Annotated in this window: 11 protein-coding genes and 1 rRNA gene; 9 read left to right on the top strand and 3 right to left on the bottom strand. The window is 70.0% G+C overall.

Annotation, left to right across the window (positions count from 1 at the left end; all coding sequences use genetic code 11):
• Window positions 1–150 precede the first annotated feature (150 nt).
• The 8 genes from rrf (at window position 151) to ACFYT4_RS09030 (ending at window position 6,448) form a co-directional block, all read left to right on the top strand.
• A 5S ribosomal RNA gene (gene rrf / locus ACFYT4_RS09065) occupies window positions 151–267 on the top strand.
• A 93-nt stretch (window positions 268–360) separates the two neighbouring features.
• On the top strand, window positions 361–1,005 hold the full coding sequence (locus tag ACFYT4_RS09060; RefSeq protein WP_389266768.1) for an HAD family hydrolase: 645 nt from the start codon (window positions 361–363) through the stop codon (window positions 1,003–1,005).
• A gap of 74 nt (window positions 1,006–1,079) precedes the next feature.
• Entirely contained in the window at window positions 1,080–2,255 is a 1,176-nt protein-coding gene (locus ACFYT4_RS09055) for an acetoin utilization protein AcuC (protein WP_389266766.1), read from the top strand.
• 351 nt (window positions 2,256–2,606) lie between these two features.
• A complete protein-coding gene (locus ACFYT4_RS09050) occupies window positions 2,607–3,422 on the top strand; it encodes a phosphatase (RefSeq protein ID WP_389266764.1) in 816 nt (271 codons plus the stop codon).
• Window positions 3,423–3,549: 127 nt separating this feature from the next.
• Window positions 3,550–3,762: a helix-turn-helix domain-containing protein gene (locus ACFYT4_RS09045; RefSeq protein ID WP_014046653.1), complete on the top strand. Its 213-nt coding sequence runs from the start codon at window positions 3,550–3,552 to the stop codon at window positions 3,760–3,762.
• 122 nt (window positions 3,763–3,884) lie between these two features.
• Entirely contained in the window at window positions 3,885–3,983 is a 99-nt protein-coding gene (locus tag ACFYT4_RS09040) for a 30S ribosomal protein bS22 (RefSeq protein ID WP_003948845.1), read from the top strand.
• A gap of 230 nt (window positions 3,984–4,213) precedes the next feature.
• A complete protein-coding gene (locus ACFYT4_RS09035; RefSeq protein ID WP_389266762.1) occupies window positions 4,214–5,296 on the top strand; it encodes an NAD-dependent epimerase/dehydratase family protein in 1,083 nt (360 codons plus the stop codon).
• A gap of 12 nt (window positions 5,297–5,308) precedes the next feature.
• The gene (locus tag ACFYT4_RS09030) at window positions 5,309–6,448 is read left to right on the top strand and encodes a lysophospholipid acyltransferase family protein (RefSeq protein WP_389266760.1); all 1,140 of its coding nucleotides are present in this window, start codon (window positions 5,309–5,311) and stop codon (window positions 6,446–6,448) included.
• A 187-nt stretch (window positions 6,449–6,635) separates the two neighbouring features.
• Here ACFYT4_RS09030 and ACFYT4_RS09025 read toward each other — a convergent pair whose 3' ends face one another.
• From ACFYT4_RS09025 to ACFYT4_RS09015, 3 genes are all read right to left on the bottom strand, one after another.
• On the bottom strand, window positions 6,636–7,841 hold the full coding sequence (locus ACFYT4_RS09025; RefSeq protein ID WP_389266758.1) for a DUF5667 domain-containing protein: 1,206 nt from the start codon (window positions 7,839–7,841) through the stop codon (window positions 6,636–6,638).
• A 246-nt stretch (window positions 7,842–8,087) separates the two neighbouring features.
• A complete protein-coding gene (locus tag ACFYT4_RS09020) occupies window positions 8,088–8,879 on the bottom strand; it encodes an ECF subfamily RNA polymerase sigma factor, BldN family (RefSeq protein ID WP_389266756.1) in 792 nt (263 codons plus the stop codon).
• A 319-nt stretch (window positions 8,880–9,198) separates the two neighbouring features.
• The gene (locus ACFYT4_RS09015; protein WP_389266754.1) at window positions 9,199–10,143 is read right to left on the bottom strand and encodes an HAD family hydrolase; all 945 of its coding nucleotides are present in this window, start codon (window positions 10,141–10,143) and stop codon (window positions 9,199–9,201) included.
• Between the two features lie 187 nt (window positions 10,144–10,330).
• On the opposite strand from ACFYT4_RS09015, the gene ACFYT4_RS09010 reads away from it, so the two are divergent.
• Window positions 10,331–10,606 (top strand): glutaredoxin family protein, encoded by a 276-nt coding sequence (locus tag ACFYT4_RS09010; RefSeq protein ID WP_389266751.1) that lies wholly within the window; start codon window positions 10,331–10,333, stop codon window positions 10,604–10,606.
• Window positions 10,607–11,035: the final 429 nt, after the last annotated feature.

Below are 11,035 nucleotides of genomic sequence, written 5' to 3'. Positions count from 1 at the left end.
GTTGATAGGCCGGATCTGGAAGGCGGGTAACCGCTGGAGGTGACCGGTACTAATAGGCCGAGGGCTTGTCCTCAGTTGCTCGCGTCCACTGTGTTGGTTCTGAAACCACGAACAACCCTTTTTGTGCCGGTGTTGTTGGTTTTATAGTGTTTCGGTGGTTATTGCGTGAGGGAAACGCCCGGTTACATTCCGAACCCGGAAGCTAAGCCTTTCAGCGCCGATGGTACTGCAGGGGGGACCCTGTGGGAGAGTAGGACACCGCCGAACAATTGTTGGCCGTGGTTCCTGGATTGTTTACAGTCCGGGAACCACGGCATTTTTGCGTTGTGGCACCGTTTGAAGGGCTCTTAGGGTGAGGTCATGAAGTATGACCTTGTCATCTTTGACAACGATGGCGTTCTCGTCGACAGCGAGCCGGTCGCCAACGCCATTCTGGCCGCGTATCTGACGGAGCTGGGGCACCCCACCTCGTACGAGGATTCACTGCGGGACTATATGGGGGCCGCCGTGCATCGCGTGCACGATCTTGTGCTGGAGAGGACGGGACAGCGGCTGCCGGAAGACTTCGACGAGACGCTGCATGCCCGGACCTTTGCCGCGTTCGAGCGGGAGTTGGAGGTGGTCGGCGGGGTGACCGAGGTGCTGGAGAAGCTGGTGGCGACACAGGTGCCGTACTGCGTCGCGTCCTCCGGGAGCCATGAGCGGATCAGGGTAGGGCACCACAGGACCGGGCTGGACCTCTGGTTCCACCGGGAGATCGTCTTCAGCGCGCAGGACGTGGGGCGGGGGAAGCCGGCGCCGGATCTGTTTCTGCACGCGGCCGAGCGGATGGGGGTCGCCCCCGAGCGGTGTGCCGTCGTCGAGGACAGCGTGCTCGGGGTGCGGGCCGCGGTGGCGGCCGGGATGGATGTGTACGGGTACACGGCGATGAACCCGGCCGCGAAGCTCGCCGGGGCGAAGCGGTGTTTCGGGGCGATGGAGGAGCTGCCCGCGCTGCTGATCTGACGGGATGCGCGAGCCGGGCATCTTGCGGTATGCCCGGTCGTTCCCGGCGGACCGGGGCGGATACGGTGGCGTGCATGAGCGGCCGCGGATTGTTGATGTGGGACGAGGCGGTAACGAAGTACGACTTCGGGGACAGCCATCCGATGGATCCGGTGCGGCTCGCGCTGACCATGGGGCTGGTGCGGGCCTACGGGCTCGATCGCGCCATCGACGTCGTGGCGGCGAAGCCGGCCGGGGACTCCACTCTCCGGCTCGTTCACCGCGCGGACTATCTGGCGGCCGTACGGGCCGCGTCGGCGGATCCCCGGAGCGCGGACCAGGCGTACGGGCTCGGCACGATGGACGACCCCGCCTTCAGCGGGATGCACGAGGCATCGGCGCTGATCGCCGGGCAGTCGGTCGGAGCCGCCGAGGCGGTGTGGCGGGGAGACGCCGAGCACGCGGTGAACTTCGCGGGTGGACTGCATCATGCGATGCCGGGTTCGGCGGCCGGGTTCTGCATCTACAACGACGCGTCGCTGGCGATCGCGCGGCTGCTGGAGCTGGGGGCGGAGAGGGTCGCGTACGTCGATGTGGACGTACATCACGGGGACGGGGTCCAGGCGGCGTTCTGGGACGATCCACGGGTGCTGACGATCTCGTTGCACGAGCATCCCCGCATGCTGTTTCCCGGGACCGGATGGCCCGAGGAGACCGGGGCTGCCGGGGCGGCCGAGGGCAGTGCGGTCAATGTCGCGCTGCCCGCGGGGACGGGTGACGAGGGGTGGCTGCGGGCCTTCCACGCGGTGGTGCCCGAGCTGCTGGCGGACTTCCGGCCGCAGGTGCTGGTGACGCAGCACGGGGCCGACACGCACTTCGAGGATCCGCTGGCGCATCTGGCGGTGTCGCTGGACGCGCAGCGGCTGGTGCAGGAGGCGTGCCACACGTTCGCGCACGAGTACGCCGAGGGCGGTCGGTGGATCGCGCTGGGCGGGGGCGGGTACGCGGTCGTCGACGTCGTACCCCGTTCGTGGACCCATCTCGTGGGGATCGCGGCGCACGCGCCCGTGGATCCTGAGTCCATGATTCCGCAGGACTGGCGTGACGAGGTGTACGCGCGGACACGGCAGCCGGGGCCGCGGCGGATGACGGACGGGCGGACGCCCGTGTGGCGCGAGTGGGGTGCGGGGTACGACCCGGCGGACCGGCTGGACCAGGCGGTGCGGGCGACGAGGCGGGCGGTGTTCCCGGTGCGGGGGTTGTTGGCGTAGGGGGTGGGCCTGGTGGTGCCGTGGCCGTCTCCTGGGGCTGGGATCCGTCCTCAAGGGCCGGACGGGCACGGGATGGGGCGGGGACCCGTTCCGCGGCTCCCACGGGCGGCTGTGGGCCCTGGAGTCCGTCGGCTCGTGGCCGCTCGCTCTGTTCGTGAGGGTGGCCCCGGCGGGTTGTCGAGCGCCGGACGGGCCCGTCGCGCGGGGCGGGCCCGCGCGGTCCCGTGCTTCCGGGGCCGGGTACCCGGCCCACCCCGGACACGCGGGGTCCTGGGCGTGGGAGTTGCGCCGATCGTGGGGTGTCTCGGGGAATCCCGGGGAACCGCCGGTGAGGTGAGGCAGCATCGGGGGGTGCTGAGTCGTGGAGCGGTGCGGGCGCATCTGTTGGCGGGGAGGCTCGCGGGGGTGGTGGCGACCGCGCGGGAGGAGAGCCTGCGCAGCTATCGGCTCTTCGCGGCGCGGGATCCCCGGGTCACCCTGGGGCTCGACCCCGAAGGGGACTGGACCGAGCGGGACTTGATCGCGCTGATGGCCGAGAAATGCGGAGTGTCCGCCGATCCCGGGCATGTGGCCGGACCCGATGTCATCGATCCCGAGCGGACGTTGAGCGGTCTCGACGCGTTCGCGGACCGGCTCGGGGAGGTGGCCGCGCGGCGGGGTGCCGTGCTGCTGGGGACCGGGCATCCGCACCGGCTGCTCGCGTTCTACGCCGGGCTGGCAGACGCTTTGTCGGCGGCCGGCTGTCTCGTTCTCACACCCGCGCAGGGCAGATGTGTCGACATAACGACCCGGTTCGGCGTACGCACGTACAACCTCGACTACGTACGGGGAGTCGCGCTGATGCGGGAAGGAGGCGCACGGAGTGCGGGCAGTGAGACCGGCGCACACACCCATTCCCCCCTCCCGGTTCGGGTCGCTCTGGAAGATCTGGCGGAGGGTTACGGGCCCCTTCCGGACCTGGTCGTCGGGGACCATGGATGGGTCTGCGGGGCAGGTCAGCTGGGTATGGAGGCCATCGGGCTGGCCGATACGGACGACCCCGCGCTGTTCGTCGGCGAGGCCGAGGGCAGGGTCGCGGTCGCGGTTCCGCTTGATGATGCCGTGCGGTCCGATTACTACCGGCCGCTGACGCGCTATGTACTCAAACGAGCCTGTCTGTCACAGTAGGCGGCCGATGGCTGCTCCTCTTCCCCACTCGCACCACCCGCCCCTACTCTGGGAGTGAGCGCACAGAGACGAAGAGTCACCGGAGGGGAAGCCGGTGTGCGTCATGTGCGGAAGGTACAGGTGGGTCATGGCTGCTGGCAGCGAGAGGCCTCTTAACGAGGTCAAGTTCCTTACCGTGGCGGAGGTTGCCTCGGTGATGCGGGTGTCGAAGATGACTGTGTACCGCTTGGTGCACAGCGGTCATCTGCCGGCGATCCGGGTGGGGAGGTCCTTCCGGGTACCGGAGCAAGCGGTTCACGAATATCTCCGCGAGTCCTTCGTGGGGGTCGAATCGGCGTAGCGCGACCCGGGCGACTGCCCTCGGATTACGACCTCCACTCGCAGGCGGGTAGGCTAGGCCGACGTAGGTCGTGTGGGCCCAGACGCCCCGCACCGAGTGAAGAGAAGTGAGCGAGGGTAGTCGTGGGCTCTGTTATCAAGAAGCGGCGCAAGCGGATGGCGAAGAAGAAGCACCGCAAGCTGCTCAAGCGCACCCGCGTTCAGCGTCGTAACAAGAAGTAAGCACAAGCGACAGCTGTACGTGTCGCCGCGGCCCTTCCACCCTGCCGGTGGGAGGGCCGCGGTGCGTTGTGGTGCGTCCTGCCTCCCGGGTGACCCGGCGGGCGGGTGGACACGGCGCGGCAAAAGTGCGCCGCGTGGTCATCCCCGCGCAACAACGAGCCGCTACGGTGACGTTTGAGCCCATGGACACGCATATCCGCGGCTCATGGATCTGAGGGAAGGCGCTGATCTTGGGAAAGGTCGTGCTCGTCACCGGAGTGGCCCGGCAACTCGGAGGCCGTCTCGTACGGCGTATCCAGCGCGATCCCGAGGTGGACCGGGTGATCGGTGTCGACGCGGTGGGACCCGAGCACCATCTCGGCGGTGCCGCATTCGTACGTGCCGACATCCGCCAGCCCGCGATAGGGCGGGTGCTGGCGGAGCACGCCGTCGACACCGTCGTCCATCTCGATGTCACCGGTACGCCGCTGGGCGCGGGGGGCCGTACGGCCGTCAAGGAGACCAACGTCATCGGCACGATGCAGCTCCTCGGCGCGTGCCAGAAGTCGCCGACCGTCAAACGGCTGGTGATCAAGTCCAGTACGAGTGTGTACGGCTCCGCGCCCCGCGATCCCGCGGTCTTCACCGAGACCACCCCGCCCAAGTCCCTGCCGAGCGGCGGCTTCGCCAAGGACGCCGTCGAGGTGGAGGGGTACGTCCGCGGGTTCGCGCGGCGCAGGCCGGACGTCGCCGTGTGCGTGCTGCGGTTTGCGAACATCCTCGGGCCGTGCGCGGAATCCCCGCTGGCCGAGTTCTTCTCGCTGCCGGTGATGCCGACGGTGTTCGGCTATGACCCGAGGCTGCAGTTCGTCCACGAGGACGATGTGATCGATGTGCTGAGGATCGCTCTGCACGAGCCGCGGCGCGGGACGCTCAACAGCGGCACGTTCAATGTCGCCGGCGACGGTGTGCTGCTGCTCTCGCAGTGCTCACGGCGGCTGGGGCGGCCCACGCTGCCCGTGCTGCTGCCCGCGGTCACCTGGGTCGGCTCCGCGCTGCGTACGGTGGGGGTCACGGACTTCTCGCCGGAGCAGATCCGGCTGTTGACCCACGGGCGGGTCGTCAGCACCGCTCAGATGCGCGAGACACTGGGGTTCCGGCCGAAGTACACCACCGCGGAGACCTTCGCGGACTTCGCGCGCAGCCGGGGGCCGGGGCTGCTGCCGCCGGAGAGCCTGATCCGGGCGGTGGACCGGGTGGAGGAGGCCCTCGGGGTCGACGAGGCCGTATCGGCGGCCGCCGCGACCCGTACGACGCAGAGCGACGCCGGATAAGGAGCACCGACGATGGCGGACGCCAAGGTCATTCCCTTCGACGAGGACCGTTCCCGCGGAGGTGCGCAGCGCCCGGGGCGGCGGCGCTCCCCCGGGCTGCCTGCGAGCGGGCGGCGCCAGGCCGACCCCCCGGTGGCGCGGGAGGCCCCCGTGAGCCCGCTGCCGGGGGCCGAGGGCGGGCTGCCGTCCGTACCCGGGCCCGCTCCCGCCTCCGACTCCGTGGCGGGGCGCAGGCCCGTCCCGGACGAGCCGGAGGCCGGGCGCCCGGTGGAGGTCCGGGCGGCGGCCGGGGACTCCGTACGGGATGCGGGCGGCGGCTGGGACCGGCGGATCGCCGGCGGGCTGGCGTTTCTGCGGCGCCGGATCACCGGGGACTACGAGGTCGACGAGTTCGGCTACGACAAGGAGCTGACCGACCAGGTCCTGATGTCGATGGTCCGGCCGCTGTACGAGAAGTACTTCCGGGTCGAGGTGAAGGGCATCGAGAACATCCCCGCCGACGGCGGGGCGCTGGTGGTGGCCAACCACTCCGGAACACTGCCGCTGGACGGGCTGATGCTGCAGGTCGCCGTCCACGACCGGCATCCGGCGGGACGGCATCTGCGGCTCCTGGCGGCGGACCTGGTGTTCGTCCTGCCGGTGGTGAACGAGCTGGCCCGCAAGGCCGGGCACACGCTGGCGTGCGCGGAGGACGCGGAGCGGCTGCTGCGGCGCGGTGAGGTCGTCGGGGTGATGCCGGAGGGCTTCAAGGGCATCGGGAAGCCGTTCGGCGAGCGCTACAAGCTGCAGCGGTTCGGGCGGGGCGGCTTTGTGTCGACGGCGCTGCGGGCGGGGGTGCCGATCGTGCCGTGCTCGATCGTCGGCGCGGAGGAGATCTATCCGATGATCGGCAACGCGAAGACGCTGGCGCGTGTGCTGGGGATTCCGTACTTCCCGATCACTCCGACGTTTCCCTGGCTGGGGCCGCTGGGCGCGGTGCCGCTGCCGACGAAGTGGACGATTCAGTTCGGGGAGCCGATCGCGACGGACGGGTATCCGCCGGAGGCGGCGGAGGATCCGATGCTGATGTTCAACCTGACGGATCAGGTGCGGGAGCAGATTCAGCACACGCTGTACAAGCTGCTGGTGCAGCGCCGGTCGGTGTTCTTCTGAGCCTGCCCGGGTTCTGAGTCCGGCCGGCTGCGGTCCGGTGGATACGCCGGCCCGGCGGGCGTCGAGGGCGTGGACGGCCGCATACGGAGAGGGGAGGGACTGAACTCGTCAGTCCCTCCCACGATCCGGCCGGAGCCGGGCCGACGCGCCCGGCTGCCAGCCGGAACAGCCGGCGTCCGGCAGCCTTCTAGCTGTCGTCCTCCGCGCTCAGGCCCAGTCCCGGCAGGAGTCCCGGGAGCAGCGGCGGAATGGTGATGTCCGGCTCCGGGGTGACCGGGGCCTGGCCCGGGGCCGCCGGGGGAGTGGTCTTCGACGGCGGGTCGAACAGACCGCCTCCGCCGCCCAGGAGGCCGTCTTCCTCGGCCGTGCCGGAGCCGGTGTTCGACGGGCGGGGTTTGCCGTCGGGGCCCGGGCGCGGCGTGGTGCTGTCGGGGGCCGAGGGGGTGGTGCGGCCGTCCGCGGAAGGGGTACTGCCGGTGTCCTGGGTGGTGGCGCCGGGTCGCTGGGTGCCTCGGCCCTGCTCGGGCGGGCTGGGCAGCAGCGACTGGAGGGGGCCGACTTCCTGGTCTATGGCGTCGAAGACGTCGTTCACCTCGTTGCCCACGTCGGCCAGTTGGACGGGCAGCCGGTCCCGGAGGCCGTTCCACGCGTCCCGGTGGGCGCGGGAGAACGAGTTCAGCTTCTGGATGGGGCCCAGTGAGCCGTCCCGTTCGTACACCTCGTGGAGGAGGCGGTGGCCTTCCGAGGCGTCGTGGCGCATGCCGTTGAGCGCGCGGCGCACCTCGCCCAGGGACTCGTGGTCCAGGTCGCCCGCCCGGCCGCGCTCCATGAGGCGCCGGGCCTCGCTGAGGCGGGTGGACGCCTGGTCGAGGTAGAGCTCGCCGCGGTCGGTCTCGCCGTCGGTCATGCCGAGGCGGATGTCCTCCATCCCGCGCTTGAGCCCGTACAGCGTGTCACCGGGCAGGGCGTCGGAACTGGCAGCGGCCACTCCGCTGAAGGCGCCCGCGGCGACACCGACGGTCAGACCGCCGGCCGCGAGCCCCTTGGACCAGCGGGAACGCGGTCGCAATTTCCGCAGCGGGGATGCCCGATGGGCGCCGCGGCCGGCTGTCCGCTGCCGCTGCTCGGGCACCGTAGGGCCCGAGGGCGCGCTCCCCGCGGCCGTGCCTTCCTGGAACATGGCTTCCATGGCGGCGACGAGCTGGGCTCGCTGCACCACTTTGACCTCGGGGTCCAGTTCCGGCTTCGGCAGCTCGCCGAGGCCGGACGCCAGAGCCAACAGCCGTCCGCTTTCGGCCGGTTCGGCCGAATCGTCGGGCTGTGCGGCCGCCTGATCTTCCAGGGCCTGGGCGAAGGCGTTCGCCCGCCGGTGCGCCGAAACGTTCGCGATCACTGGCGGCACCTCCTCTCGTCATGACAATCGACTCCCCTGGGGGTCTGGAAGGTTGCACGCCTTGCTCGCGTCCACACGATCGAGTGAGCGGTTGCGGGCATGGCGTGACCACAGGGAGCCTGCATCTCGCACAACGAGCGGCGCGGCACTTGGGTTACGCGCGAAAGATGATCGGACCAGTGCGTCATCGTGGCGTCACCGATTGTGAGTTGGGATCGGGGCGGATTTCGGGGGGTGGCTGGGGGGTCAGCGGGCGTCGTCGGGGAGAAGACGCGCGAGGGTGCGTACGGCACGGTACTGGAGGGTCTTGATCGCGCCCTCGTTCTTGCCCATCACCCTGGCGGTCTCGGCGACCGACAGGCCCTGCAGGAAGCGCAGGGTCACGCACTCCTGCTGCTGGGGGTTGAGCTTCCGCACGGCTTCGAGCAGTGCGGCGTTCGACAGGGACTCCAGGACGGAGTCCTCCGGGCTGCGCTCGACCTCGTTCGCGTCGAGCATCTCGCCGGTGGTCACCTCCAGCCGGAAGCGGCTGGACTTGAAGTGGTCGGCGACCAGATTGCGGGCGATGGTGACCAGCCAGGCCCCGAAGTCGCGGCCCTGCCAGGTGAAGGTGGAGATACGGCGCAGGGCGCGCAGGAAGGTCTCGCTGGTGAGGTCCTCCGCCGTCGCCTTCCCGCCCACCCGGTAGTAGATGTAGCGGTAGACGGTGTCGCTGTACTGGTCGTAGAGCCGGCCGAAGGCTTCGGCCTCGCCCGCCTGGGCGCGCTCGACCAGCTCCATCATGCGGGCGCTGTCACTGTCGGCGCTCGGGCGGCGAACGGTCGGGGCGCCGGAGCCGCCCCGGCTGCTGCGTCTGCCGACGGCCGCGCGGCCGTCGGCGAGGGCGTAGCAGGGGGCGGCGGGACCGCTGGCGGCAAGGCGGGGCATGGCGAGGGCCGGGACCGCGTACGCGGTGGGGACGAAACCGCGCAAGTGGTCGAGGACCGCCGCGCGGAGCGTAGCCAGGCCCGAGGCGTCAACCCCGACGTGTGGGTACACGGGACTCCCAGAGGCAGAGCTTCCATCACGTGCAGTGCGGGACGGATCACCCGTCATGACGACTGGTGGGATCCCGTATGCGTCTGAGGAGAATAACGCTTCGTACAGGCGGTGCTACACCCAGTTGCTCAAATCATCGTTTCCGTTGCTTCTGTTACCCCTGGACGACGGATCGCGTAGCGCAATGTGAGCACTTGGTGATCGAAAACGTTCGTGTCCGGTCGCGCGGAGAGCGGGGAAGCGGAGGTGTGTTCGCTTTGCTTCGCCGGCGCGACCGGTACCGCCCCGCGCCGGACGGCCGCGGGGAGGGGCCGGACGGTCAGCGGCGGCGGCGGTGGAGGGCCACGGCGGCGGCCGTACCGCCCGCGAGGGCGCCCACTCCGGCGGCCGCCGGGATGCCCACCTTGGCGGCCTTGCGGCCCGTCCGGTAGTCACGGAGCCGCCACTCGCGTTCGCGCGCGTGTTTGCGCAGCTTGGTGTCGGGATTGATCGCGTATGGATGTCCTACGAGCGACAGCATCGGAATGTCGTTGTGCGAATCGCTGTAGGCGGCGCACCGGGACAGATCGAGGCCCTCGGCGGCGGCGAGCGCGCGCACCGCCTCGGCCTTCGCGGGGCCGTGCAGCGGCTCGCCGACGAGCTTGCCGGTGTAGACGCCGTCGACGGATTCGGCGACGGTGCCGAGGGCGCCGGTCAGGCCGAGGCGGCGGGCGATGATGGTGGCGGTCTCCACGGGAGCCGCGGTCACCAGCCAGACCTTCTGGCCCGCGTCGAGGTGGGCCTGGGCGAGTGCCCGGGTGCCGGGCCAGATGCGGTCGGCCATGTACTCGTCGTAGATCTCCTCGCCGATGCTCATCAGCTCGGAGACGCGGTGGCCCTTGACGATGGACAGGGCGGACTCGCGTACGTCCTGCATATGGTGCGGGTCCTCGACGCCGGCCAGCCGGAACCAGGTCTGCTGCCAGGCGAATCGCGCCAGTTCGCGGCGCTGGAAGAATTTACGTTTGTACAGGCCCCGGCCGAAGTGGAAGATCGCGGCGCCCTGCATCACGGTGTTGTCGAGGTCGAAGAAGGCGGCGGCGTGCTCGTCGCCCGCGACGGGGAAGTCCGGTGCGCCGGGCTCCTCCCGCCCGGGTGCCGGCGCCTCGGCCGTGTCGGTCTCACGGCTCGCCTTGCGCGCTGCCTCGGCTGCTGCCTCGCCTGCGAGCACGCTCCGTGCGGTGGCGGAGCGTCTACGGGGGGTGAGCCATCCCAGTGCGGCCATACCGCGAGCATAGCCAGTCTGTTCGGGAGTTCCGGACCCGCCGGGATGCGGCGTCGTGAACTCTGGGGGACCGCCGCCTTACGCGGGAGTCCTGGGCGTTCCCCGTGCTCAGGACTGTGGGCTCTGTCTCAGGGCCCGTGTGCCCCGGGGAGGGGCCGGGCGGTGCGGCACGGCGGAGAATGGACGTATGAGTCCACTGCTGCGGCGTACGAAGAAGAAGGCCGGCGAGCGTGTCGTGACGCTGATCGGGAAGCCGGGGTGTCATCTGTGCGACGACGCGCGGGCCGTGATCGAGGAGGTGTGCGGCGAGACCGGTGCGTCCTGGGAGGAGAAGGACATCACCCGGGACGAGGCTCTGCACCGGGCGTACTGGGAGCAGATTCCGGTGGTGCTGGTCGACGGAGAGCAGCACACGTTCTGGCGTGTCGACGCGGACAGGCTGCGCCGCGCGCTGGGGGCGTAGGACGGCTCCGGGCCCGCCGCCGGTCCGCCGTCGTCGAGTTCGTCGCTGAGTTCGTCGCCGTGCTCGGCGCCCGGAGAGTGATCGTCACCCGCGGATGTGCTGTTTCCGCTGGTGGCAGGGGTGGGCGCGAGAGTGAGAGGGGCTGGTGTGTCCGTTCACAAGCGATGGGCGGGGCGGGTGTGATCGAAGGGGCGGTGGTGCCGGGTGGGTCGACCCAGCGTTCCCCTTGTCATGGCTCTATCGGGCGCAGGCGAAACAGGGCACAGTAGAGCGGTCTCGGGGGCGTATGCGTGAGGAGTGTGTACGGTTTTGCCCCCTTCGGGTCTGCAACGGGTCGGCGCGTCTCCTGGTTCCAGGTTTACGCGATCAGAACGCGTGACCCCGATCACTTTGCTCGGACAAAACGGACACCATCTTTGTGCACGCGTT

Origin of the sequence: Streptomyces sp. NPDC004609, from assembly GCF_042873655.1 — a bacterium.
Lineage (GTDB): Bacteria > Actinomycetota > Actinomycetes > Streptomycetales > Streptomycetaceae > Streptomyces.
Note: the sequence above shows the minus strand (reverse complement) of the source record. Positions and strands in the feature narration are given on the sequence as shown.

Coding starts and splice junctions, on each gene's coding strand:
- ACFYT4_RS09055 (WP_389266766.1), top strand. CDS start 1,080: ATGAGCGGCCGCGGATTGTTGATGTGGGACGAGGCGGTAACGAAGTAC.
- ACFYT4_RS09030 (WP_389266760.1), top strand. CDS start 5,309: ATGGCGGACGCCAAGGTCATTCCCTTCGACGAGGACCGTTCCCGCGGA.
- ACFYT4_RS09060 (WP_389266768.1), top strand. CDS start 361: ATGAAGTATGACCTTGTCATCTTTGACAACGATGGCGTTCTCGTCGAC.
- ACFYT4_RS09015 (WP_389266754.1), bottom strand. CDS start 10,143: ATGGCCGCACTGGGATGGCTCACCCCCCGTAGACGCTCCGCCACCGCA.
- ACFYT4_RS09045 (WP_014046653.1), top strand. CDS start 3,550: ATGGCTGCTGGCAGCGAGAGGCCTCTTAACGAGGTCAAGTTCCTTACC.
- ACFYT4_RS09010 (WP_389266751.1), top strand. CDS start 10,331: ATGAGTCCACTGCTGCGGCGTACGAAGAAGAAGGCCGGCGAGCGTGTC.